Origin of the sequence: Nonomuraea sp. NPDC049480, assembly GCF_044465905.1 — a bacterium.
GTDB lineage: Bacteria > Actinomycetota > Actinomycetes > Streptosporangiales > Streptosporangiaceae > Nonomuraea.
This window is the reverse complement of record NZ_JBITMD010000024.1, coordinates 85103-106978: the sequence shown is the minus strand read 5'-3', so window position 1 is coordinate 106978 and position 21876 is coordinate 85103. Positions and strand designations below refer to the sequence as shown.

The 21876-nt window shown below is 71.1% G+C and carries 24 protein-coding genes; 14 read left to right on the top strand and 10 right to left on the bottom strand.

Translation table 11 applies throughout. The features are described 5' to 3' along the window. Nucleotides 1–19 precede the first annotated feature (19 nt). From ACIBX3_RS46130 to ACIBX3_RS46120, 3 genes are read right to left on the bottom strand one after another with little or no spacing between them, the layout of a single operon-like run. Nucleotides 20–499 carry a hypothetical protein gene (locus tag ACIBX3_RS46130; RefSeq protein ID WP_397127016.1) on the bottom strand — a complete coding sequence of 160 codons (480 nt, stop codon included), beginning with the start codon at nucleotides 497–499 and terminating at the stop codon, nucleotides 20–22. Then, nucleotides 496–729 carry a hypothetical protein gene (locus ACIBX3_RS46125; RefSeq protein ID WP_397127014.1) on the bottom strand — a complete coding sequence of 78 codons (234 nt, stop codon included), beginning with the start codon at nucleotides 727–729 and terminating at the stop codon, nucleotides 496–498. The genes ACIBX3_RS46130 and ACIBX3_RS46125 overlap by 4 nt, the downstream gene beginning before the upstream one ends. 25 nt (nucleotides 730–754) lie before the next feature. Next, nucleotides 755–1849 carry a glycosyltransferase family 4 protein gene (locus ACIBX3_RS46120; protein WP_397127013.1) on the bottom strand — a complete coding sequence of 365 codons (1095 nt, stop codon included), beginning with the start codon at nucleotides 1847–1849 and terminating at the stop codon, nucleotides 755–757. 38 nt (nucleotides 1850–1887) lie between these two features. Between ACIBX3_RS46120 and ACIBX3_RS46115 the strand changes: the two genes are divergently transcribed. The 3 genes from ACIBX3_RS46115 to ACIBX3_RS46105 all read left to right on the top strand — a co-directional run bounded on the left by ACIBX3_RS46115 (nucleotide 1888) and on the right by ACIBX3_RS46105 (nucleotide 7274). Next, nucleotides 1888–2706, top strand: coding sequence for a PIG-L deacetylase family protein (locus ACIBX3_RS46115; RefSeq protein WP_397127012.1), 819 nt, complete (start codon nucleotides 1888–1890; stop codon nucleotides 2704–2706). A 50-nt stretch (nucleotides 2707–2756) separates the two neighbouring features. After that, the gene (locus ACIBX3_RS46110) at nucleotides 2757–3818 is read left to right on the top strand and encodes a lysylphosphatidylglycerol synthase domain-containing protein (RefSeq protein WP_397127011.1); all 1062 of its coding nucleotides are present in this window, start codon (nucleotides 2757–2759) and stop codon (nucleotides 3816–3818) included. 63 nt (nucleotides 3819–3881) lie between these two features. Further along, nucleotides 3882–7274, top strand: coding sequence for a BTAD domain-containing putative transcriptional regulator (locus ACIBX3_RS46105; protein ID WP_397127010.1), 3393 nt, complete (start codon nucleotides 3882–3884; stop codon nucleotides 7272–7274). Here ACIBX3_RS46105 and ACIBX3_RS46100 read toward each other — a convergent pair. Further along, entirely contained in the window at nucleotides 7243–7797 is a 555-nt protein-coding gene (locus tag ACIBX3_RS46100; RefSeq protein WP_397127009.1) for a hypothetical protein, read from the bottom strand. The two genes, ACIBX3_RS46105 and ACIBX3_RS46100, sit on opposite strands and share 32 nt — an antisense overlap. Before the next feature lie 161 nt (nucleotides 7798–7958). Here ACIBX3_RS46100 and ACIBX3_RS46095 point away from each other — a divergent pair, with 161 nt between their 5' ends. Continuing rightward, nucleotides 7959–8456 carry a DedA family protein gene (locus tag ACIBX3_RS46095; RefSeq protein WP_397127008.1) on the top strand — a complete coding sequence of 166 codons (498 nt, stop codon included), beginning with the start codon at nucleotides 7959–7961 and terminating at the stop codon, nucleotides 8454–8456. Here the strand turns inward: ACIBX3_RS46095 and ACIBX3_RS46090 are convergent. After that, nucleotides 8453–8635 carry a YegP family protein gene (locus ACIBX3_RS46090; protein WP_397127007.1) on the bottom strand — a complete coding sequence of 61 codons (183 nt, stop codon included), beginning with the start codon at nucleotides 8633–8635 and terminating at the stop codon, nucleotides 8453–8455. The genes ACIBX3_RS46095 and ACIBX3_RS46090 overlap by 4 nt on opposite strands. A gap of 82 nt (nucleotides 8636–8717) precedes the next feature. On the opposite strand from ACIBX3_RS46090, the gene ACIBX3_RS46085 reads away from it, so the two are divergent. The 3 genes from ACIBX3_RS46085 to ACIBX3_RS46075 all read left to right on the top strand — a co-directional run bounded on the left by ACIBX3_RS46085 (nucleotide 8718) and on the right by ACIBX3_RS46075 (nucleotide 11221). Then, the gene (locus ACIBX3_RS46085) at nucleotides 8718–9554 is read left to right on the top strand and encodes a D-alanyl-D-alanine carboxypeptidase family protein (protein WP_397127006.1); all 837 of its coding nucleotides are present in this window, start codon (nucleotides 8718–8720) and stop codon (nucleotides 9552–9554) included. Between the two features lie 198 nt (nucleotides 9555–9752). After that, on the top strand, nucleotides 9753–10808 hold the full coding sequence (locus ACIBX3_RS46080) for a LacI family DNA-binding transcriptional regulator (protein WP_397127005.1): 1056 nt from the start codon (nucleotides 9753–9755) through the stop codon (nucleotides 10806–10808). Between the two features lie 125 nt (nucleotides 10809–10933). Next, the gene (locus tag ACIBX3_RS46075) at nucleotides 10934–11221 is read left to right on the top strand and encodes a hypothetical protein (RefSeq protein ID WP_397127004.1); all 288 of its coding nucleotides are present in this window, start codon (nucleotides 10934–10936) and stop codon (nucleotides 11219–11221) included. A 21-nt stretch (nucleotides 11222–11242) separates the two neighbouring features. Here the strand turns inward: ACIBX3_RS46075 and ACIBX3_RS46070 are convergent, their stop codons facing one another. Beyond that, nucleotides 11243–11497 (bottom strand): DUF4235 domain-containing protein, encoded by a 255-nt coding sequence (locus ACIBX3_RS46070; RefSeq protein WP_397127003.1) that lies wholly within the window; start codon nucleotides 11495–11497, stop codon nucleotides 11243–11245. Between the two features lie 190 nt (nucleotides 11498–11687). Here ACIBX3_RS46070 and ACIBX3_RS46065 point away from each other — a divergent pair, with 190 nt between their 5' ends. Continuing rightward, nucleotides 11688–11984, top strand: a complete 297-nt coding sequence (locus ACIBX3_RS46065; RefSeq protein ID WP_397127002.1) for a hypothetical protein — start codon at nucleotides 11688–11690, stop codon at nucleotides 11982–11984. 21 nt (nucleotides 11985–12005) lie between these two features. Further along, nucleotides 12006–12209 (top strand): hypothetical protein, encoded by a 204-nt coding sequence (locus ACIBX3_RS46060; RefSeq protein WP_397127001.1) that lies wholly within the window; start codon nucleotides 12006–12008, stop codon nucleotides 12207–12209. Nucleotides 12210–12224: 15 nt separating this feature from the next. Here ACIBX3_RS46060 and ACIBX3_RS46055 read toward each other — a convergent pair whose 3' ends face one another. Next, on the bottom strand, nucleotides 12225–13805 hold the full coding sequence (locus ACIBX3_RS46055; RefSeq protein ID WP_397127000.1) for a sulfatase: 1581 nt from the start codon (nucleotides 13803–13805) through the stop codon (nucleotides 12225–12227). A gap of 104 nt (nucleotides 13806–13909) precedes the next feature. Then, on the bottom strand, nucleotides 13910–14275 hold the full coding sequence (locus ACIBX3_RS46050; protein ID WP_397126999.1) for a hypothetical protein: 366 nt from the start codon (nucleotides 14273–14275) through the stop codon (nucleotides 13910–13912). A gap of 206 nt (nucleotides 14276–14481) precedes the next feature. On the opposite strand from ACIBX3_RS46050, the gene ACIBX3_RS46045 reads away from it, so the two are divergent. Beyond that, on the top strand, nucleotides 14482–15198 hold the full coding sequence (locus ACIBX3_RS46045; protein WP_397126998.1) for a hypothetical protein: 717 nt from the start codon (nucleotides 14482–14484) through the stop codon (nucleotides 15196–15198). Nucleotides 15199–15200: 2 nt separating this feature from the next. Continuing rightward, a complete protein-coding gene (locus tag ACIBX3_RS46040; RefSeq protein WP_397126997.1) occupies nucleotides 15201–15578 on the top strand; it encodes a roadblock/LC7 domain-containing protein in 378 nt (125 codons plus the stop codon). On the opposite strand, the gene ACIBX3_RS46035 is transcribed toward ACIBX3_RS46040, so the two are convergent. Together ACIBX3_RS46035 and ACIBX3_RS46030 are read right to left on the bottom strand one after the other, a co-directional pair. After that, nucleotides 15571–16395 carry a TrmH family RNA methyltransferase gene (locus ACIBX3_RS46035; RefSeq protein ID WP_397126996.1) on the bottom strand — a complete coding sequence of 275 codons (825 nt, stop codon included), beginning with the start codon at nucleotides 16393–16395 and terminating at the stop codon, nucleotides 15571–15573. The two genes, ACIBX3_RS46040 and ACIBX3_RS46035, sit on opposite strands and share 8 nt — an antisense overlap. Continuing rightward, complete coding sequence (locus ACIBX3_RS46030) at nucleotides 16388–17158, bottom strand: DUF4184 family protein (RefSeq protein ID WP_397126995.1); 771 nt, start codon at nucleotides 17156–17158, stop codon at nucleotides 16388–16390. Before ACIBX3_RS46030 ends, ACIBX3_RS46035 begins: the two co-directional genes overlap by 8 nt. Before the next feature lie 153 nt (nucleotides 17159–17311). Here ACIBX3_RS46030 and ACIBX3_RS46025 point away from each other — a divergent pair, with 153 nt between their 5' ends. The 3 genes from ACIBX3_RS46025 (at nucleotide 17312) to ACIBX3_RS46015 (ending at nucleotide 21608) form a co-directional block, all read left to right on the top strand. Beyond that, entirely contained in the window at nucleotides 17312–17950 is a 639-nt protein-coding gene (locus ACIBX3_RS46025; protein ID WP_397126994.1) for a cation transporter, read from the top strand. Nucleotides 17951–18176: 226 nt separating this feature from the next. Continuing rightward, nucleotides 18177–19949: a substrate-binding domain-containing protein gene (locus ACIBX3_RS46020; RefSeq protein ID WP_397126993.1), complete on the top strand. Its 1773-nt coding sequence runs from the start codon at nucleotides 18177–18179 to the stop codon at nucleotides 19947–19949. 99 nt (nucleotides 19950–20048) lie between these two features. After that, entirely contained in the window at nucleotides 20049–21608 is a 1560-nt protein-coding gene (locus ACIBX3_RS46015; RefSeq protein WP_397126992.1) for an RNA polymerase sigma factor, read from the top strand. Nucleotides 21609–21876 lie beyond the last annotated feature (268 nt).

Genomic DNA, 21876 nt, shown 5'->3' with positions numbered 1-21876 from the left:
AGACGCTCGGCGCCCCGGGCTACGACCGGGTGGCCGCATCCGGTGGCTGCGACCCCAGATGGCGGGTGACGGCCGCCTCCCACGAGGCGAGGTAGGCGGGGTATCCGTCCGCGAACTCGCGCAGCGTACGCTCGCCCTCCGGGGAGAGCGCGGTCAGCTCGTAGGTGACCTGCACGGTGCTGCCGCGTTCCCCGTCCCCGCCCACCTCGACGGTGACGGTCCCGGCCCGCGAGCCGGGCGTCACCCGGGCATACGAGACGCGCCGCCCCCGCTCGCGCTCGGCCACCACCCAGATGGTCCGCTCGCCCTGCCCGCCGGTCTGGAACACGGTCTCGAACACGGTGCCCGGCGCGGAGTCGTCCTCGGCGGGCACCGGGAAGTGCGGCCGCCACCCGTCGACCCACCGCTCCTCGCCGCGGGGCGTGAACAACGTGAACGCCTCCTCGGGCGGCAGCGCCACCGACAGCCGCCCGGTGAGCGCGTACTGCGCGCCGCTCATCGCTCCGCCAGCCGGTGCGCGTCGGCGGAGGTCAGCGTCAGCCCGTACACGGCCTTGAGCTGCTCGATCTTGGCCAGGGTCTCGGGCGTGAACGGCGCCTTGCCGTCGAAGGCGTGAAGCGCGATGCCCTCCACCAGGTCACCCAGCGACATGTCGAGGTATTCGGCCAGCCCCTTGAGGACCTTGAGCACGTTCTTCTCGAGCCGCAGCCCCGTCTGCGCACGCTCCACTGTTACCATGGTAACAATGTAACACTCATCGCGAGGCGCGCGCCTGCTCGTAGGCCCGCTGGAAGCCCTCCAGCACCGTCGGCCACGCGCCCGCCGCGGGCGGCGTGGCACGGTTGTGCGCGGCGATGGACGCGCGCAGCCCGGGCTCGGCGCACAGGCGGGCCACCGCGCGGGCCAGGTCGCCGAGCGTCCGGCCGAGCAGTCCCTCGGTGCCGTCCTTGACGAAATCGGCCACCCCGCTCTGCGTCCTGGCCACCACCGGCACACCCGCCGCCCGCGCTTCCAGCGCCGCGATCCCGAACGACTCCCGGGGGGCCGGCGCCACGAAGACGTCGGCCGACTCCAGGACCTTGGCGATCTGCTCCCTGGTGTAGCGGCCCGGCAGCGACACCCAGTCGCCCATGCCGTGCCTGGCCAAGAAACGCTCCATCTGCCCGCGAGCGGGACCGTCACCGACGATCGTGGCCCGCATGGGGATGCGGGCGGGCACGTGGGCGCGGGCTGCCTGGAGGAGCCTCAGCAGGCGTACGGGCTGCTTGCGCGGCGCCAGCCGGCCCACCGCCACGATGTGCACCTCGTCACGCGGGTCCGCGGGCTCCGGCGCGCCCGGGGGCGGCGCCCAGCCGGACAGGTCGAGGCCGTTGGACACCACGCGCACCGGCACGCCCGGTCCGGCCACCCCGCGGATGGGCGCCGCCGCGGCGTTGCTGACCGTGGTCGCCACCAGTCCCCAGCGCTGCCAGCCGTACGCCAGCCGCAGCAGGCGGTAGATCTCCCGCGTGACCGGATCCCACATGCTGTGCACGGTCACCACGCACGGCGCCCCCGCCCGTGCCGCCGCCCGCACGCCCATCCAGGCGAACGGCGAGACCGCCCCCGTGTGGACGTGCACCACGTCGGGGCGCGAGGAGGTGATCCACCGCGTGAGATGCCCCACGCCGAACGGGTGCACCGGCAGGTCGAACGGCATCCTGGCGACGATCCTGCGCACGCCCGGCAGCGGCTCGCCCTTGGTCGCCGTGGCCACCGACACCTCGTGGCCGGCGGCGCGCTGCATGCGCACGAGATCGGCCACCTGGACCTCGATCCCCCCGAGTCGCGGCAGGTAACAGTCACTCACGTGAAAGATCCGCACCCCTCCCAGACTAATCTGGGCGTGTGCCTCCACGTACCGCTGTGTTCTTCCATGCCCACCCTGACGACGAGGCCCTGCTGACGGCGGGCACGATGGCGATGCTCGCGGCCGAGGGGCACCGCGTGGTGCTCGTGCTGGCCACCGCGGGCGAGCGCGGCCTGGCCGAGATCGAGCCGGGCGAGTCGCTCGGCGAGACCAGGATGAAGGAGCTCTACGAGTCGGCCGCGGTGCTGGGCTGCGCCCGCGTCGAGTGCCTCGGCTACGGCGACTCGGGGCTGAGCCCCAAGGGCGGCAGCGCCGAGGAGCGGCCCGACAACGCCTTCATCGACGCCGACACCGAGGAGGCGGCCAAGGCGCTGGCCGCGATCCTGCAGGAGGAGGAGGCCGACCTGCTGGCGATCTACGACCCGGCGGGCGGCTACGGGCATCCCGACCACGTGCAGGTGCACCGGGTGGGCAAGCGGGCCGCGGAGATCGCCGGCACGGAGATCGTCCTGGAGGCGACGGTCAACCGGGATCCCCTCGTCAGGCTGCTGAAGCTGGCGGGCCGGTTCTACACGTTTCCGCCGGAGTTCGACCCGCGGGCGTTCGAGAGTGCGTACTCGTCGGGCGAGACCATCACCCACCGGGTAAATGTCCGGAAATACGCGAAACAGAAGCGGGCGTCCATGGCCGCGCACGTCTCCCAGGCCAGCGGCGGCGACAGCGACCGCACGCTCGCCGTCATGCTGAAGGTCCCCGGCCCGCTCTACCGCTTGGTCTTCGGCACCGAGTGGTACGTCCGCCGCGACCTTCCGCCGGGGACTCGGCTACGTCATCCTTTCGAGCAGTGGCCCAAGTAATACTTCCGGACGAAGTGGCCGCCCGCCGCGAACCGGCAGACTGGACACCGATGAAGAACAAGTGGCTGCAGATCGCCCTTTCCGTGCTGTCGCTCGGGCTGGCCGTGCTGCTCGTGGTCTACCTGCCGCAGATCGTGCGGACCCTCACCGGCAAGCCCGTCTCCTGGAGCGAGATCGGCGCGGTGTTCGGCACGCTCGGCGCGGGCGAGATCGCCCTGATGACCGCGCTGTGGCTGCTGAGCCTGCTGGCCTACACCTTCGTGCTGACCAACTCGCTGCCCGGGCTCAACAACCTGCAGGGCCTGACGCTCAACGCGGCGGGCAGCGCGGTGAGCAACCTGCTGCCGTTCGGCGGGGCGGTGGGGGTGGCGCTGTCGTTCGCGATGACCAGGGGCTGGGGGTTCGGCAACCGGTCGATCGTCGTCATGACGCTGGTCAGCGGCATCTGGAACACCTTGTTCAGGTTCATCCTCCCGGCCATCGGGATCATCGCGCTGCTGATCGCCGGCGAGGCGCCCAACGCGACCGTCGCCAACGCGGGCTGGACGGGCTCGATCTCGATCCTGGTGCTCTGCGCGATCGTGGCGGCCGCGCTCTACTGGGACCGCGCGGCCACCGTGCTCGGCCGGGCCCTCCACGCCATCACCCGGCTGCTGCGCCTGAAGATCCATGCCGCCGAGGCGTTCCACCGGTTGCGCGCCGACACCGCCGAGGTGGTCAAGACCCGGTGGCCGGGCCTGTCGCTCGGCATGGTGTTCTTCCTCGGCTTCCAGTGGTCGATCATGGCCGTCTGCATGCACGCCACCGGCGCCTGGCCCGGCCTGGCCCAGTCGATCGCCGTCTTCGCCCTGTCGCGGGTGCTCACCAGCGTCGTGATCACGCCGAGCGGGGCTGGGATCATGGAGGGCGGGGTGGTGCTCCTGCTGACCTCCGCCTTCGGTGTGGCCGCCGCTCCGGCGACCGCGACCGCACTGCTTTTCGGCTTCTGGACTTACACTATCGAGATCCCGTTCGGTGGCCTGGCATTGGGCGCTTGGGCGCTGCTGCGCAGGCGCAACGGCCGAAACGCCGGCACGGAGTCCCCATCCGCGATCTCGAAGGCCCCCCAGTGACAATCCCAAACCCATCAAAGACCTTGTGCCTGATTCACAGGCCCGCATAGCGTGGCGGCTGACATGGTGGCGTTCCGAGTTCTGGGGCCAGTCGAGGCGTACGAACACGACGACGAGCTCGACCTCGGCGGGTTGCGGCAGCGGGCCGTCCTCGCCCGACTCCTCGTGGCCAGGGGTCAGGTCGTTCCGGTTGACAGCCTTCTTTACGATCTGTGGGCCGACGACGCGGCCAAGGGCGCGCAGTCGGGCCTGCAGGTCTACATCTCGCGCCTGCGCAGGGTGCTCGAGCCGGGCCGCCCGCGCGGCGGCCCCAACCGGCTGCTGGTGACGGTCGCCTCCGGCTACGCGCTGCGGGTGGCCTCCGACCAGGTCGACGCGCTCAGGTTCGAGCAGCTCGTCCGCGCGGCGGGCGAGCACCTGGAGGAGGGCGACCCGCAGTCCGCCCGCGGCCGCCTGGAGAAGGCGCTGGGGTTGTGGCGCGGCACCCCGTACTCCGACTTCGCCGACCAGCAGTGGGCCGAGGCCGAGGTCAACCGGCTGACCGAGCTGCGGCTCGTGGCGCGCGAGCGGCACGCCGACACGGGGCTGCGGCTGGGCCTGCACGCCGAGACCGTGCCCGACCTGGAGGCGCTCACCACCGAGCATCCGCTGCGCGAGGAGGGCTGGCGGCTGCTCGCGCTCGGGCTCTACCGCTGCGGCCGGCAGGGCGACGCGCTGGCCGCGCTGCGCCGGGCGAGGAACATGCTGGCCGACGAGCTCGGCATCGACCCGGGCCCGGCGCTGCGCAAGCTGGAGTCCGACATCCTGGCCCAGTCGCCCGAGCTGGAGTTGGCCGTCCCCGCGCGGCCTCCGAGGCCGGCGCCGATCACCGACACCTGGCCGCCCAGACGGGCCGCGCCGGTCGAGCCGCCGCCGCTGGAGCCGGAGCCGTTCGTCGGCCGTGACGCCGAGCTGGCCAGGCTGACCACTGCGGCCTCGCGTACGGGAAGATTCCAGGTCGCGATCGTGACCGGGGTCGCCGGCGCGGGCAAGACCACGCTGCTGCGCAGGCTGGAGGGCCAGCTGGGCGGCGACGGCTGGATCACCGCCTCCGGCGCCTGCCCCGACTCCAGCGCCACCCCGCCCGGCTGGGCGTGGGTGGAGATCCTGCGCACGCTCATCGGCATGACGGGCGCGGGCGAGTACGCGCAGCTGCTCGCCCCCTTGCTGGACGACGCCGCGCCGGACCCCGACGAGGACGAGGTGTCCGGCGGGTTCCGGCTGCACCGCGCGGTCGGCGGTTACCTGGCCGGGGTGGCGCGGCGGGCGCCGGTGCTGCTGACGCTGGAGGACCTGCACTGGGCCGATGACCAGACGCTCGCCCTGCTGCGCGCGCTGCCGAGCCTGCTGGCGACCAGCCGGGTGCTGCTCGTGGTGACGTGCAGGGAGAGCGAGCTGGACGATCGCCAGTCCGACGTGCTGGCCGCGCTGGCCCGGCTGGGCCCGGTCCGCGTGGGCTTGTCGGGACTCGACCCGAAGGCCGTGGCCGAGCTGGTCAGGGCGACGTGCGTACGCGAGATCGACGAGGACGCGGTCGAGTCGATCGTCGAGCGCACCGGCGGCAACCCGTTCTTCGTCCGCGAGACCGTGCGCCTGCTCGACTCCGAGGGCGCGGCCGACCGGGCCAGCGCCACCGAGGTGCTCTCCCAGGTGCCGTCCGGCGTGCGTGACGTGCTGCGGCGGCGCATCTCGCGGCTGCCCTCGAGCGCGCAGCAGATCCTGCTGCAGGCCGCGGTGATCGGCCGGGACGTCGACCTGGACGTGCTCATCGCGCTGAAGGACAACGACGAGGACGCGGTGATCGAGGCCGTCGAGGCGGCGTTGCTGGCCGGCCTGGTGACCGAGCCGGGACCCGGGCTGCTCAGGTTCGACCACGACCTGGTCCGCGACACGATCTACTCCGACGCCTCCCGGCTGCGCCGCACCAGGCTGCACGCGGAGGTGGCGAAGGTCATCGAGCGGCGTACGCCGTCCGACGTGGCGGCACTGGCGCACCACTACTATCTCGCCGACGCGGCCGAGAAGGCGGTCCACTACGCCGGGCTGGCGGCCGAGCAGGCCGAGCGGCGCTTCGCCCACCGCGAGGCGGCCTCGTTGTGGGAGCAGGCCATCGCGGCGTTCGACCGCTCCCGCAACGAGGAGCAGGGCGAGCAGCCGGAGCGGGCCAAGGAGCGGCTGCGGCTCATGCTGCGCCAGATCAGGGCGCTGGCGTTGTGCGGCGACATGCATGCGGCCCGGCTGCTGCGGCGCCAGGCCATGGACGCCGCGCTGCCGCTGGGAGACCTGGAGATCACCGCGAAGGTGGCGGCCTCGCTGGCCGTGCCGCACAAGGGTATGGCCCGCGACTTCACCCGCACCGCGTGGGAGATCGTGGACGTCACCGAGAAGGCGCTCATGGAGCTGCCCGAGGGCGAGCAGCGGCTGCGGGCCAGCCTGCTGACGACGCTCGCCCTGGAGCTGGAGGGCTCCTCCTCGCCCGAGCGCGGGCGGCAGGCGTCGTTGGAGGCGCTGGAGCTGGCCCGGCAGAGCGGCGACCCGGCGCTGATCGCGGCGGCGCTGAGCGGACGGCTGCGGCAGTCGTACGACATCCCGGCCGTGGACACGCGCGAGAGCATCGGCAGGGAGCTGCTGGAGGTGGCCCAGCGCTCGGGGCAGATGGCCACGCAGGCGCTGGCGCACCTGGTGCTGCTGGAGTGCGCGGCGGCGCGGGGCGAGTTCGCGGCGGCCGACGAGCACGCGGCCGCGGCCGACCAGCTGGCCAAGCAGTACGACCTGTCGGCGCCGGCCGCGGTCGTGGTCTGGTACCGCGGCATGCGGCTCATGATCGCCGGTGACTACACGGGCGCCGAGCGGGCCTACCGGGAGGCGGCCAGGATGACCGCGCGGGTGGGCATGCTGGAGGGCCGCCAGGACCTGCCGCGGATCACGGCGTTCTGCCTCCACCTGGTGGACGGCCGGGCCGCGGAGATGGTCGACCTGCTCGCCGAGGCCCATCACCGCGGCGCCAAGTGGACGCTCGACGCCTACGCGCTGGCGCTGGCCTCTGCCGGGCACGTCAACGACGCCAAGGCGGTGGCCGCCACGCGCCCGCCGGTGCGCCCCGACTTCCTGTACGAGCTGGCCATGACCTGGCGGGCACTGGCCGGGATGTTGCTGGACGACCGGGAGCGGATGGTCGACTGCTACGACAAGCTCAAGCCGTTCTCGGACCGGGTGGCGGGCGCGGGCACCGGCGTGGTGGCGCTGTGGCCGGTGGCGCTGACGCTGGGCGACCTCGCGATCCGCCTGGGGCAGCCCGACGCCGCGCGCGACCACTACAACAAGGCCCTGGAGGTGGCCGAGCGGGTCGGCGTGCCGCGCTGGGTGGAGGCGGCGCAGCGGTCGGTCAGCAGCTCACCTGGAAACGGTCGCTCTTGACGGTCTCGGCGCCCTCGGCGGCCACCTCGACGCGGTACCACCCGGGGTTGCCCGAGATCTGCGGCCGCCACTCGACGGTGCGGGCGGCGCCCGCGAAGCCGTCGTACTCGGTCACGTACGTCCGCCACGCCTTGGCGGCGGGGCTCCAGCGGGCCAGCCGCCAGCGATACTGCACGCCCTGGGCGGAATCGCGGTTGACCACCACGCTGCGGGCGACGTACGACTTGGCACACCCGGCGCCGGTCAGGGCGCTCAGGCTGATCTCGCCGGGCCGGACGGGGATGGCCAGTTCCTCGGTGACGGGCGCCTCCCGGGCCGACAGGGTGACGGCCGTGGCGGCGGGCTCGGTGGCGGCGGGCTCGGTGGCGGCGGGCTCGGTGGCGGCGGGCTCGGTGGCGGAGCTGGCATTACTGTAGGCGGAGAAGCCGACGTACGCGCTGGTGAACGCGAGTGCGGCCACGAAGAGCCTGGCCGCGTTCGCGGTGCCACTCGCCAGGACGGCTGCGGTTTTCGTCGTCGACATCTTCAACACCCCTTTTTGCTCGCCCTTAGAGTGAAGCCGGGTGGTTGAGTGCTGGTTGTGGGCGGGTTGCACCCCTTTGCGGGGAGCTTGCAAGCGGGTGTGGCAATCACTTGCACCTTGAACTAAGGTAAGGCTGACCTAATGATCGGAGGGCGGGCTCGATGATCGACGACCCCACGAGGCCGTTCTGGCTCGGCCTGCCCTACTGGCTGGTGGGCGCGATTCTGATCCTCGCCCTGTTCGGCGCGTTCCAGGTCTACTACTGGGTCGGCCGCAAGCTGGGCGAAAAGCTCTACGAGTCGCGGATCGGCGTCAAAGTGGGCCGCGAGCGGATCGCGAAGATCGAGCGGGTCGTCGAGAAATGGGGCGCGCTGGCCGTCTACGGGTGCTTCTGGGTGCCCATGCTGCGGCACACGCTGCCGTGGGTGGCGGGCGCGCTGCGGGTCTCCTACCCCTGGTACGTGGTGGCGAGCGCGCTGGGCTGCCTCACCTGGGCGCCGCTGTGGTGGTTCGGCCTGTGGAGCTGGCTGCAACTGGCCGTGCGCTCACCCGTCGCGGCGGCGGCCGTCGCCGTGCTGGTCGTCGCGGGCGGCGCCTGGCTCGCGGTGCGACGCCGGAGGCGGCAGCGCGGCGTCGACGAGGAGGCTCTGGTCTCCTAGCCGCTGCGATCCTCGATGGCCGCCTCGGGCGCGTTCCTGCGTACGGTCTCGATGCCGTTCACGCAGGCCATCTTGGTCGGGTAGCCCTCGCCGACCGCCAGCGTCTGCCCGTTGTTCGCCACGAGCGCGAAGCGGAAGCCGCCCTGCCCGTCCTCGCTGATGATGAACCTGCCCGCCATGGCATTCATTTACCCCGGACTGATGCAGCTTTATGACGCTAGTAGGCAAACAAACCCTTGATCTCCTGCCAACATGTTTGGCATGCGTATTGCGGGATTGATCAGCTCTGCCGTACTCGCCGTGGTTGTGGGGGTCTCTACCCCGGCCGCCGCGGCTGACGCGCCCACGGTGAAGGCCGCGTCGGCGTACGTCGTCGACTCGGCGGGAACGATCCACTTCGGCAAGCGGGAGACGCGGCGGGTGCCGGTTGCCAGCCTGGTCAAGGTCATGACGGCGTACGTCGTGCTCCGTGAGGCCCGGCTGAGCGACACGATCACGATCACCGCGACCGACGTCAAATACGCCGCTCGTGGCGGCGCCGCCACGGCGGGGCTCAGGAAGGGCGAGCGCCTCACGGTCAGGGATCTCTTGTACGGCCTCATGTTGCCGTCTGGCGCGGACGCGGCCAACGCCCTGGCCCGCCAGTACGGCCCGGGCAAGACGGCCTTCGTCGCCAAGATGAACCGCACCGCCGCCGCCCTCGGCCTGGCCGGCACCCGCTACACGAACCCGGACGGCATGCCCACGCCGGGCAACGGCGGCTACTCGACGGCCGTGGACCAGGCCAAGCTGGCGCAGCGGGCGCTGGCGAGCAGCACGTTCAGGGCCGTGGTCGGGACCAAGGTCCACCAGGTGGGCAAGACCGCGCTGCACCGGGCGCACACGTGGAAGAACTCGAACAAGTTGCTGTCACAGGCTGAGGGCGTGCTGGGCGTGAAGACCGGCTACACGAACGCGGCCGGGTACTGCCTGCTGTTCGCGGGTGAGCGGGGCGGCAGGCAGGTCGTCGGCGTGCTGCTCAACGACGCGAACGAGCGCCGCTTCTCCACCGCCGAGCAGCTTCTGGACTACGCCGACGAGCAGATCGCGGTCGGCTAGCCGACCGCGATGCGGCCGGCGCCGGCCAGGTGTCCCCGGCCCTGAGCGGCGCAGACGAGCTCGGACGTGCCGACGGGATGGCCGTTCGCAGCATCACGCCGTGCGGCACGCCGGATCGAGGCGATCCGCCGTCCATCTGAGCGAATGCGCCACCCGCATCCTGACCCTGGCCTTGGACGTGCTCGGTACGGTTGGACGATGGCCAGGGTCACACTCCAGACGATCGCCGACCGGCTCGGCGTGTCCCGGGCCACCGTTTCCTACGCCTTCTCCCGCCCCGACCAGCTCAGTGCCGGGCTGCGGCAGCGCATTCTGGAGGTGGCCGACGAGCTCGGCTACGCGGGGCCCAACCCGACGGCCCGCTCGCTGCGGCTGGGCCGCGCCGGGGCGCTCGGGCTGATCTTCAGCGAGACGCTGGCGTACGCGTTCGCCGACCCCTACGCCATCGGGTTCTTCCAGGGCATCGCCACGGCCGCCGAGGACGCGGGGGTGGGGCTGCTCATCCTGCCGCTGCCGCACGGCGACCGGCGCAGCGAGACCGTGAGGGACGCGGTGGTGGACGCGTTCTGCGTGGTGTCGCTGCCCGACGGGCATCCGGCGCTGGCGGAGGTGCTGGCCAGGAAGCTGCCGGTGGTGATCGTGGACGAGCCGTACGTGCCGGGCCATCCGTTCGTCGGGATCGACGAGCCCGCGGCGGGGGCGGCGGCCGCGCGGCACGTGCTGGAGCTCGGGCACCGGCGGATCGGCGTGGCCATGGTGGGGCTGCACGACGACGGCTACACCGGCTGGGCCGACCGGGAGCGGCAGGGGGGCGCGGTGTTCGAGGCCATGCGGCGGCGGCGCGAGGGCTATCAGAGCGGCTGCGAGGAGGCCGGGCTGGACTGGGAGGACGTGCCGTTCTACGAGGTCGCGCGCAACTCGCGGGCGGCCGGGAGGAAGGCGGGCCACGCGCTGCTCGGCCGCGATCCGCGGCCGACGGCGATCCTGGCCAACACCGACGTGCTGGCCCTGGGCGTGCTGGACGCCGCCGCCGACCTGGGGCTGGAGGTGCCGGGCGAGCTGTCGGTGATGGGGTTCTCCGACAGCGCCGCCGAGGAGGCGGGACTGACCACGATCCGGCAGGCCAAGCAGGAGATCGGGGAGACGGCGGGGCGGCTGCTGCTGTCGGGAGGCACGGCCGAGCCGGAGCGGCTGCTGTTCCCCCACGAACTGATCGTCCGTTCCTCCACCGCCCCACCGCCCCCGGCGCGCTAGACCGCCCGCCCTGCCACAGGGCCGGCGGCAGGCCGCGGCGCCGGCGCCAGGCGTTTCCCTCGAAACCGATTCCCCTTCGGTTCCCGTGGATAGGGTGGTGTCCTCCCCTTCCGAAGGAAAGTCTCATGGCGGAATTCATCGAGGTCCGCACGACGATCGAAGGCCACGAGAAAGCAGCCGCTCTGGCGAACGGCATCCTGCGGGCGGGCCTGGCGACCTCCATCGACATCGACATCGACGCGGCGCCCAGCGGCGAGGGCGGCACGTGGCAGCTCACGCTCATCACGACAGAGCGGCAGGCTCCCACCCTGGAGCAGCACATCAGGGACGCCGGCCAGGACGGCCCGATCGTCGCCCAGCCGGTCATCCACGACATCGAGGGCTACCCGGACTGGCTCACCGACCAGCCCTGACCCCGCAGGCGACCCGGCCCGTCAGCCCTTCGCCGCGCTCCGCCGGCGGAAGGTCTGCGCGCCGGCGCGGTGTACGACGGCCTTGACCAGGCCGAAGATCGCCCCCTGCACCGTGGCGGCGACCAGGATCTCGGCCCAGCCGCGCTCCAGATCGTCGGCGTCCGGCGCGTCGTCCTGACCCGAGGCCGCCTTCCACACCCGCTTGAACAGCGCGGCCGCCAACGTGGCGCTGAGCATGCCCATTCCCAGCGATGCGACTTTCTCTACGGAACGCATTTCCTCTCATCTCCTCACGACGGAATCTGCTCGTGCCCCGTGTCACGCTCCTAAACGCCCATGCTTGCCCGGAAAGCGACGCCCCATCCCTGACGCTGGAAATTCCCGGGTACCGGGCAAAAGCTGCACTGAGGCCTTGAAGATCTCGCAGGCAACCGTCACGATCGGGGCGCCTGTGAGGAGGTTGTCCATGCGCGTTGTCATCGCCGGCGCCGGCATCTCCGGGCTCACCACGGCCCTGAGCCTGCACGCCGCCGGAATCACCGATGTGGTCGTCCATGAGGCGGTCGACGAGATCCAGCCGCTGGGCGTGGGCATCAACATCCTGCCGCACGCCGTACGCGAACTCGCGGGCTCGCCCATCGCGGGGCTCGATCACGACGCGGACCTGCTCATCGGGGCCGACGGCATCCGCTCCAGCGTCAGGGCGGCCTTGAGATCGTCGTCTACCCCATCGCGCCGCCGGACCCCGACGGCGACCAGCTGATCAACTGGGCGATCCAGCCCGATGTACCCGACCGGCTCCAACGGCGGCACCCAGGCCGTCGTCGACGCACGCGTCCTGGCCAACGCCCTGGCGACCGGGCGCGGCCTGGAGTATGACGAGACCCTGCGCCGGCCGGTCACCAACGAGATCGTGCCGGCCAACCACAAGGACGGGCCTGAGATCATCCTGAGGAACGCCCGTCCGAGCTGGTCGGTGCAACGGTAGGAGCCCGCTGGAGCCTTAGCGCAGGTGTGAGGCGGCCCAGCAGTCCGCCTTACCGGGCCGGCCGCAGTCCGTCAGGCCATCGAGAACCTTGGCCAGGCCGGCCGTCCTGGGGTTGCCGGGATCATTGGACTCCTGGTGGGGATCGGCGACGGTGTTGTAGTACTCGGGCTTGGGGTCGCCCTTGTACTCGACGTAGAGCTCGCCGGCGGTGCGCACGGCCTCGTAGGTCGGCGGCACGGCGTTACCCCTCCGGCGGGAATCCGCGTCGGGGTCTGACCCCGAGGCGCCGAGGTTCGGCTTCGTGTGCTCGATCAGCGCCACGTCGCGCCAGTCGGGCACCTTGCGGCCCTGGATGAGGGGCAGCAGACTTCTCCCGTCGCGGCTGTCGCGGAGCGCCGGGTCGATCCCGGCCATGTCGAGGAAGGTCGCGAACAGGTCCACGTTCTGGGTGATGGCACCGCTCACGAGATCGCCGGGGTGCCCCGACTCCGGGCGCTTGACCAGCAGCGGCACCCGTACGTCGTGGTCGTAGGCGGTGGACTTGTTGCGCAGAAGGCGATGCTGGCCGAGGTGGAAGCCGTTGTCGCTGGTGAAGACCACGTACGTGTTCCGCCGCTCGCGTTCCGTCAGCGCCGAGAGGACCCGCTCCACCATGTCGTCGATCGACTGCACCATGCGGATCCGGTTGCGGAAGTCCTTCCGCAGTTCCGCGACGAGCTTCGGCTCGATCGGCTCCCGCCGTACCCAGGAGGGCTTGTCGGCGGTGTCCTCGTTGAACGCGGGCAGCCCGGCCACGTCGATGCCGGCGCAGTCGGGGCCGCCGCAGTCCCCATGCGGGAACTCCCCGGCGGGCCACTTGGTCTTCGGCCGGTCACGCCGCGCGGGCGGGAATCGCGGCTCCTTGTCGCCCGGCTTGATGTCGACCCTGGCGTGCGGGGCGAACGGCGAGACCTGGAGGAAGAACGGCTCGCCCGGCGCGTACGCGCGGGAGCGCTTGATGAAGCCGACCGCCCGCTGTGCGAGCTCGTCCACCAGGTAGCTGCCGTCGGAGGCGTCGAGCGGCCGGCCGGCCGGCGTCTGGTCCTTGATGTAGCGGGTGAGCCGGTATCCGTACTCCTTGTAGCCGCTGGCCGCCGCCACGTGCCACTCGTCCCACCCGACCGGCACCTTGTAACCGTTGCCCACCGGGTACTCGTTGATGTACTTGCCCAGGTAGCCCGTGCGGTAGCCGGCCTGGTGCAGCGCGGCGGCGTAGGTCCGGCCCTCGTGCGGCGCGAAGGCCCGGTAGCCGCCTCTGTCGGCGCCCTCGTTGGTGAGCACGCCGGTGTTGTGCGGGAACCGGCCGGTGAACATGGAGGCCCGCGACGGGCAGCAGAGCGAGTCGGACACGTAGTAGCCGGTGAACTCGGTGCCGCCGTCGGCCAGACCTCTGACGGCGTCCATGTACTGGAGCAGTTCGGCCGACATGTCGTCGACCAGGAAAAAGATGATATTGGGCCGCTCGGGCGTGGCATTCGCCGGAGCTTCCATGATCAGGACCAGGACGACGGCCAGCACCGCCGCCCAGGCGCTCCGGATTTTCGAACCCAGGGACATAGCAGCCCTTTGCAACATGAGGGGATTTGGGTGCTATGTACCCTAATGTCCGATACCGCCGACCACAAGAAATTTGTCCCGCCGATCAGCGTCAGGAGTCAGCGTCAGACGGAGATCTCACCCTCGAGGCGCCGGAGATTGTGCCGGGCGAGCGCGAGATTGGCGCGGTCCCGGTCGAGTACGAGGTACATGAAAAGCTGGCTGCTGGACGTCGTGAGCAGCCGGATGAGGTGGTACTGCCTTCCCAGCGTGATCAGGATGTCCTCGATCTGGTCGTTCAGGCCGAGCGAGGCCAGCGTGCGCAGTTTGGACCGCACGACCTCGGTGTTCCCGGCAGAGGCGAGCTCCAGGTCCAGTTCTCGTCCACCGCCGATGGTGCCGAGGGCCATGCCGCTGCCGTAGTCGACGAGGGCCGCTCCCAGCGCACCGTCGATGTTCATTGCTTCTTTAAGGGCAGTTTCTATGTTCATGTACTCTTCCTGCTCTTTTGTGCTTGCCGGGACTTAAAGTACTCTTGTGGCGCCAGATAATGAAGGGCCGGAATGTGCCAACGCAAGACGTCGGAGACTTGAGCCTTGCGGGCTCAGTGTTGCGACACGGCACGCCAGAAAGGCCCTCCGGCCGGCTGCCGGTCGAAGGCAACCCCGGCGGCGTCGTGTATTTCCGGCATGGCCGTGTGATCGCCGCGACCACCCCGGCGTCACCCGGACCTGAATCGCTGCTCCTCCGGTCCGGGCGCATCAGCGAGTCCGACTGGAACGTGGCATTCACCGCCGGCGCCCACACTGGACGGGTCGGCGCCGAGCTCGTCGCGCGTGAGCGCGTCGGCATCGTCGGGCTGGAGGCGGCGTGTGTCCTCGCCACGTTCGACGCCGTCTTCGCGATGGCCCTGTTCGGCGCCGAACCGGGGGTGATGGAGCCGCTGGGCCACGACGACCTCCTGCCGCACCTGCTGGTGCTCCCCGGAATCCCCGTCGAACGCCTGGATCGCGAGACCGCACGCCGCCTGGAGATCGCCTCCGGCTGGAAGAACGCCGGCGTGACCACTCAGTGCAGGCCGCTGGCCGTGCAGCCACCGGAACCCGCCCCGGCGATCCAGGCGGACGCGCTGCGCCACGCCATACTCGTCAAGGCCAACGGTCGCCGCACTCCCCGCGACATCGCCTTCTCTCTCGGCCTGGGTCTCTTCGTCGTCATGCAGGAAATCGCCCACATGGCGCAAGAGGGCCTGCTCTCATCGAGCCCGTCAGCGGCGGAGACCGCATCCGACGACGACCACACCGTGGGCGACGGCTCGCCGCGCCTCCCGCTGCAACCGCGCCGCGCTGTGGCAGCGGACGAGAACGCAGAAGCCCCGGACATCGAGGGCCAGGAAATAGCAAGAAAGTGGTGATCATGGCGCAGAACCCCATCCTCACGGAGCTCCGCTCCCTCCGTGAGCAGGTGACAGGGGTGATGGAGAGCGCTGTCGCCACGGTGGACGGACTACTCGTCGTCGCCGACACGGACGGAGCCCGGCCGGAGGTGCTGTCAGCGCTGTCCGCCGCGACCCTCGGCCTCGGGAAGCGCACCGGCACCGAGGTGGGCATGGGAGAACTGCGCGAGGTGGTGATCCGGTGCCGCGGCGGCTACATCGTCGTGTACGCCGTGGGCCGGATGGGACTGCTCGCCGTGCTGGCCGACGAAGGGCTGGACGTGACGCGGCTGCACGTGGAGTCACGCTCCACGGTCGAGCGGCTGGACCTCCTGCTCACGAAGGGGAGCCTCAACTGAGACGGGAAGCGCCGGCCCGCATCAATCCGTGGCAGGCGATCGCGGCGGCGGCCACCACGTTCAGCGAATCCACCCCCGCGTCCATGGCCGCCGCGCTCATCGGGATGCACACCGCCTGATCGGCCTCCTCCAGCCAGTGCGAGGACAGCCCGTCACCCTCGGCCCCCAGCAACAGCGCCACCCGATCGGCCGGCTCGATCGTGTCCAACGGGGTCGCCGTCTGGTCCGGGGTCAGGGCCAGCGTGCGGAAACCCGCCGCCCGGACCTGCGACAAACCGCCGAACCAGTCATCCATCCGCGCGTACGGGATCGAGAACACCGCGCCCATCGACACCTTCACCGCGCGCCGGTACAGCGGATCGGCGCACCGGGGCGACAGCAGGATGCCGTCCACGCCCAGCGCCGCGGCCGACCTGAAGATCGCGCCCACGTTCGAGTGGTCGACCAGGTCCTCCAGGACCAGCAGGCGTCGCGCCCGGCCCTTGAGCAGGGTCTCCACGGAGGGCAGCGGGAGGCGTTCCATGGAGGCCAGGGCGCCGCGATGGACCTGGAAACCGGCGATGCTCGACATGATCTCGTCGCTGACCACGTAGACGAGGGCGTCGCCGAGGACGTCGGCGAGCGACGGCAGCCAGCGACGCGCCGTCAGGACCGAGCGGATGGGGTAGCCGGCGCCGACGGCGCGCCTGATGACCTTCTCGCCCTCGGCGAGGAAGAGGCCGCGCTCGGCCTCAAGGCTCTTGCGCAGCTCCACGTCCCGCAGACGGGTGTAGTCGGACAGGCGCGGGTCGTCGGCGTCCGTGACGTACTCAAGCACCTTCTGATACTGCCATGCGGCGCCTGACCTGCCAGACCGCCGCATAGCAGGTGAGCACCAGGCACAGGCCGACCACCGTGCCGGCACCGGTCTTGGTGATCACGCTGGGCAGGCCGAAGGCCGGGTCGGGTTCGTCCACCAGCGGCCAGAGGAGGGCGCCGGCCACCACGCCCACGGACGCCGACGCCATGACGGCCCGCCGCACGCGCGGCGCGATCCTCAACCGGTCCGGTACGGCCGCCGGGGCCATCCTGGACAAGCCCCGCCACACCCACCACACCATGACGGCGAGGCCGATCACGGACGAGGTGTACTGCAGGAGGCGGAACAGCGTGATCACGCCGAAGACCGAGACGGACAACCAGGCGCCCCACTCCGCCGGGCCGGTGGAGTGAGTGAAGGAGTCCCACAGGACGTGAGAGGCCGCGCCGATCACCGCGCCCACGGCGATGGGGAGCGGCCGGAGCCGGTCCGGGGTCACGAGCGCGGCGCGCCCGGCCAGCGACGGCGGCAGCAGGGAGATCAGCGGGTCCCTGAAGACGACGTGGAACAGCGGCAGCAGCACCAGCACGGCGGCCAGGTCGATGGTGACGACGCCGAGCCAGGAGTGCCAGTTGGTGTAGTCGGGCAGGAACGGCAGGAAGATCGGCAGATCCGGGACCATCGCCCCCAGCGCCAGCGCCCACGGGTCGGCGAACCTGCGTACGCGCGCCGATGACATCAACGGCACCATCACGGCCATGTGGCTGGGTGTGAACGGCACGATTCCCCTTCCCCCGAACGCCCCCCGGCGATCGACGCTCATTATGCGGCGAATCTTGACCATCCTTTGCCGGGCCCTTCCAAGGCCACCGTGCGTGATGGGTACGTTACCTATCGCTGCCGACGGCCGGACAGCCGGGGAGTTCGGGGGTTCATGGTGCCTGACCAGCGGATTCATGAGCGTCCGGCCGCGTCAGCCGATTGGTTGCGCGCCGCTCGGGCGGCGCGCGCGCTCTCCGTGGCCACGCTCGCCTGGCTGGGTGTGGAAAGCACGCTCGGCCTGGCGGCGGGCCTGTCCGCGCACTCGGTGGCGCTGATCGGGTGGGCGCTGACGGCGTTGGTGGAGGCGGCGGCCAGCCTGATCGTCTTGTGGCGGTTCACCGGGACGCGCACGCTCTCGCCGAGCGCGGAGAGCTCCGCCAGGCGGGCGGTCGCCCTGAGCTTCTGGCTGCTCGCGCCGTACCTGGTCGTGCACGTGGCCTACGACCTGGGCGAGGGGCAGCGGGCGGCGCCGAGCGTGCTGGGCATCGTGGTGACGGCGTTCAGCCTGGTCAGCATGCCTCTGCTGGGGCTGGCCAAGCGGCGGCTCGGCCGGCGGTTGCGGTCTGCGGCCACGTCCGGCGAGGGTGCCCAGAACCTGATCTGCGGGGCGATGGCGGCCGGCGTCCTGGCCGGGCTGTGGCTCAACACACTGGGCTGGTGGTGGGTGGATCCGGCGGTGGCGCTCGTGCTGGCGGCGGTCGCGGTACGGGAGGGGAGGCGGGCCTGGCGCGGACACGCCTGCGCCCACTGATCCTGATCACACGTGCACGATGACGATCATGCGTGCACCCTTGAGCGCGACGCCGCGATCGTCGACAATCCGGTCACAATTGCGGTCAATTTGGGCAACACAGCGTGATCGCTGCACCAAAAGGACGGTTTTGCACCACTCGCCGCACCGAGTATCGTTCCCGGAGTATTGCGGAGTATCTCCCGCTAGGGTCTCCGGAAGGTCTCAACACACCTAAGAGGACATCGTGGGGCGACACCGCACAGACGAGCTCGACGGCGGATACAGAGCCGGCGAACCCCCATCTCGCAGGCGGGCCCGCAGCGGCCGCGGCCGCGTACTCGTGCCGCTGGCCGGCGCCGTCGCGCTGGCGGTGCTCCTCGGTGTGGCCGCGTTCGTCATCTTCAACCGCGACCATGACTGCTCGGGTGGCAAGCTGCCGCTGCGCGTCGTCGCGGCCCCCGACATCCAGCCGGCGCTCAACAAGATCGCCGGCAACTACAACAAGGCCATGCACTCGATCGACACCAAGTGCGTCGAAGTGACGGTGGCCAAGGAGACGGCGGCCAGGACCGCCAACGCGCTGGCCGCGGGCAAGGTAACCGCCGACTTCTGGGTGGCCGACTCGAGCCTGCTCCTGGAGAGCATGCGCAAGACCCCGGCGGGCCAGGCGCTGCCGGAGCCCGACGGCTCGATCGCGGCCTCCCCCGTCGTGCTGGCGGCGGCCAAGTCGGCCGCGGCGAAGCTGTCGGACACGCTCAAGCCGAGCTGGTCCAGCATGATCGCCGCGGCGAACGTGGCGAACGTGGACGGGCCGGGCAAGAAGGTACGCGTGCTCGCCCTCGACCCGCAGAAGAACTCGGCGGGCCTGGCCGCGCTGCTGGCCGCGGCGGGCACGGCGAAGGAGGCCGGCCAGGACAAGGCGCTGGTCGGCGCATTGAAGGAGCTGTCGGGACAGCTCGCGTCCGACTCGACGGCGCTGCTGGCCAGCCTCACGGTGAAGTCCGGCAGCAAGGTCCCGGTGGGTGTCACCTCCGAGCAGGCGATTTACGCGCACAACGCGAAGAAGCCCGAGGCGCCGGTGGTCGCCCTCTATCCCGAGGAGGGCACGCTCAACCTCGACTACCCGGTCACGATCCTCACCAAGGACGCGGCGACGCTGAAGGCCGCGGCGGACTTCAAGCAGGACCTGACCACAGAGTCGGCCATGAAGGTCCTGCGTGACGCGGGCTTCCGCAGCTCCGACGGCAAGGCGGGCGACGCGCTGTCGAAGGAGAAGGGGTTCACGCCGGAGACGCCGCAGGCGCTCCCCCTTCCCGACGGTGCGACCGTGGCGCGCATGGTGCAGACCTGGTCCAGGCTGAACCTCGGCACCCGGCTGCTCACCCTGCTCGACGTCTCCGGGACGATGGCGCTGCCGGTGCCGGGCACGGGCATGACCCGCATGCAGGCCATCAGCAAGATCGCAACGGAGGGTCTCAGCCTGTTCCCCGCCGACTCGGAGCTGGGCGTGTGGACGTTCTCCACGCACTTGGACGGCCGCGGCAAGGACTGGAAGGAGCTCGTCTCGGTCGGCCCGCTCAGCGAGACCATCAACGGCACGCTCCGCAAGGAACTGCTGGTCGGCCAGCTCAGGACCATCCAGGCCAAGGAGACGGGTGACACCGGGCTGAACGACACGCTCAAGGCCGCGTACGCGGAGATGGTCAAGACGTACCAGCAGGACAAGATCAACACGATTCTGATCCTGACGGACGGCGCGGGCAACGACGACCCCGACGGCGGGATCAAGAATCCGGCGATCCTGAAGTTCCTGCAGGAGACCTACAACCCGAAGCGGCCGGTCAGCATCATCCTCATCGCCTTCGGTCCGGACGCGACGCCAGGCAAGCAGCAGATGGACGCGCTCGCCAAGGCCACCGGCGGCGAGGCGTACATCGCCAAGAACATCCTCCAGGTCCGCGACTTCTTCCTGCAGGGCATGGAGCGGCGCCTCTGCTCCCCGAACTGCGACGGCTGACCCATACCCAACGGGCATGGCGGGCGAACCTGCCCGAACCAGGCCGCGTCCTCTCCGCGTGGGGCTTGAGTGCCCGTCCTACCTGCGGGGAGGGAATCCGTGCCTGGATGGCCGACCGTCGATCGCTGCGACGATCATGAGCTGGTCGAGGCTCTGCGGCGTGCGGACGCCGACGCTCCCGCCAAGCTCTACGACTCGTACGCCGAACGCCTGCACGACTATGCCTTCTCCCTGGCCGGGGAGCGGGACCTGGCGGCGGACGCCGTACACGACGCCCTGGTCACCGCGCGGGGGTGCGTGGAGCGCCTGAAGGAGCCGGGCAGGCTGCGGGCGTGGCTGTACGCGCTGACGAGGTTCCAGGCGCGGGCCAGGATGGCGCACCGGAGCGGCACCCCGGCGCAGGGCCTGCCGCTGCCCGACGTGGAGGAGCAGGCGGATCCCGAGCTGGCCGACCTGGTCCACGAGACGCTGGGCGAGCTGGGCGGCACCGAGCGCGCGGTCCTGGAGTTGTCGCTGCGCCACGGCCTGACCCCGTCCGAGGTCGGCGCGGTGCTGGCGCTGACCTCGCGGCAGGCCGCGGCCAGGCTGGCCCGGGCCCGCGACCACCTGGAGATCGCCGCCGCGGCCGTGGTGCTGGCCAGGACCGGCCGGGCGCATTGCCCCGACCTGTCGGCGATGGTGGACTCCTGGGAGGGGCCGCTCACCCCGCTGCTGCGGCGCCGGCTGTCGGGGCACATCGGCGGCTGCGAGGTGTGCACGGAGGGGCGGCACCGGCAGGTCGCGGCGGGGCGGCTGCTGGACATGGTGCCGGTCGCGTTCCCGCCGATCTCCCTGCGCCGCCGGGTGATCGACACGTGCGTCAGCCCGGAACGGGACCAGGCCCGTACCCTGATCATGGATCGCGGTGACAGCTTCGACCGGGCCGGGTTCCCCGTGCCGGCCGAGCGTCACTCGCGCCGGCGCCGGCCGCGCCGCCTGGCGCCGGTGATGCTGGCGGGCGCGTGCGTGCTGGCCGCGACGGGTGCCATGGTCGTGATCAGCGGTGGAGAGGCGTCGAACGACACCGCGCCGCAGTTCGCCCCCACGCCGGCGCTCCCCGCCGAGTCCGGCGCGGAGAGCCCCACGCCTGAGGGCGTGCCGGAGGAGGACGAGCCGCCGTCGCCGACGCCCACGCCGAGCGCCACCGCCTCCTCTCCCAGGTCCACGCCGAGCGGGCGGCCGGCCGCCTCGCGGCCGAGCACCAGGCCCGCGACCGTGCCCACGGCCACGCGCCGCCGGGCCGCGCCGGCCGCCAGGCTCGCCGCCTCGTGCCCGAGCGGGATCGACGGCGCGGCCAAGATCGGGCTGCGCGCCCGCAACGCCTCGGTGTCCTGGGTCGCGACCGCCTCGCAGGGGCTGGACGTGTTCCCGGCCGGCGGGTCGGTCAAGGCCGGCGGGTCGGTGCTGATCTGGGTCACGGTCGTCGACCCGAACAGCGGCGGCAGCGGCCGGGTCTCCTTCACCTCGAACGGCGGAACCGCCACCTGCTCCCTCTCCTGGAACGGCCGGGAGCCCCAGGCGTCCGACCCGCCGACCGACGAGCCGACGCCCACGCCGGAGCCGTCCGAGTCGCCCACCGAGCTGGAGACCTCCTCGGTGGAGAGCGTGAACAGTGAGTAAAGCGCTTACCATGCCCCAGTAGACTCACTTCGAGCCGACAAACGGGGATAAATCGCTCCCCCACTCGAAGATCTCGGGCCAGATAGGGCATTCTGGTGGACTTGGGGACCACGTCGGGGGCCGAGACCGCTTGACCGTGTGTTGAACGTCACATGGGAAATCTCTCCCTGCCGGGTAAACCGGCGCGCGTCACCAAGCGTCGGCATTGACGTGTCCGGGCACGGATTGGTCCCATGAACTGCGATCAGACGTGCTTTAAGCAGTAAGA

What these genes read in the sequence shown, in the direction of transcription:
- ACIBX3_RS46085 (WP_397127006.1), top strand. Translation starts at nt 8,718, where the DNA reads ATGCGTATTGCGGGATTGATCAGCTCTGCCGTACTCGCCGTGGTTGTG.
- ACIBX3_RS46100 (WP_397127009.1), bottom strand. Translation starts at nt 7,797, where the DNA reads ATGTCGACGACGAAAACCGCAGCCGTCCTGGCGAGTGGCACCGCGAAC.
- ACIBX3_RS46095 (WP_397127008.1), top strand. Translation starts at nt 7,959, where the DNA reads ATGATCGACGACCCCACGAGGCCGTTCTGGCTCGGCCTGCCCTACTGG.
- ACIBX3_RS46055 (WP_397127000.1), bottom strand. Translation starts at nt 13,805, where the DNA reads ATGTCCCTGGGTTCGAAAATCCGGAGCGCCTGGGCGGCGGTGCTGGCC.
- ACIBX3_RS46050 (WP_397126999.1), bottom strand. Translation starts at nt 14,275, where the DNA reads ATGAACATAGAAACTGCCCTTAAAGAAGCAATGAACATCGACGGTGCG.
- ACIBX3_RS46065 (WP_397127002.1), top strand. Translation starts at nt 11,688, where the DNA reads ATGCGCGTTGTCATCGCCGGCGCCGGCATCTCCGGGCTCACCACGGCC.
- ACIBX3_RS46025 (WP_397126994.1), top strand. Translation starts at nt 17,312, where the DNA reads ATGGTGCCTGACCAGCGGATTCATGAGCGTCCGGCCGCGTCAGCCGAT.
- ACIBX3_RS46060 (WP_397127001.1), top strand. Translation starts at nt 12,006, where the DNA reads ATGTACCCGACCGGCTCCAACGGCGGCACCCAGGCCGTCGTCGACGCA.
- ACIBX3_RS46090 (WP_397127007.1), bottom strand. Translation starts at nt 8,635, where the DNA reads ATGGCGGGCAGGTTCATCATCAGCGAGGACGGGCAGGGCGGCTTCCGC.
- ACIBX3_RS46130 (WP_397127016.1), bottom strand. Translation starts at nt 499, where the DNA reads ATGAGCGGCGCGCAGTACGCGCTCACCGGGCGGCTGTCGGTGGCGCTG.
- ACIBX3_RS46110 (WP_397127011.1), top strand. Translation starts at nt 2,757, where the DNA reads ATGAAGAACAAGTGGCTGCAGATCGCCCTTTCCGTGCTGTCGCTCGGG.
- ACIBX3_RS46105 (WP_397127010.1), top strand. Translation starts at nt 3,882, where the DNA reads ATGGTGGCGTTCCGAGTTCTGGGGCCAGTCGAGGCGTACGAACACGAC.
- ACIBX3_RS46075 (WP_397127004.1), top strand. Translation starts at nt 10,934, where the DNA reads ATGGCGGAATTCATCGAGGTCCGCACGACGATCGAAGGCCACGAGAAA.
- ACIBX3_RS46070 (WP_397127003.1), bottom strand. Translation starts at nt 11,497, where the DNA reads ATGCGTTCCGTAGAGAAAGTCGCATCGCTGGGAATGGGCATGCTCAGC.
- ACIBX3_RS46040 (WP_397126997.1), top strand. Translation starts at nt 15,201, where the DNA reads ATGGCGCAGAACCCCATCCTCACGGAGCTCCGCTCCCTCCGTGAGCAG.
- ACIBX3_RS46080 (WP_397127005.1), top strand. Translation starts at nt 9,753, where the DNA reads ATGGCCAGGGTCACACTCCAGACGATCGCCGACCGGCTCGGCGTGTCC.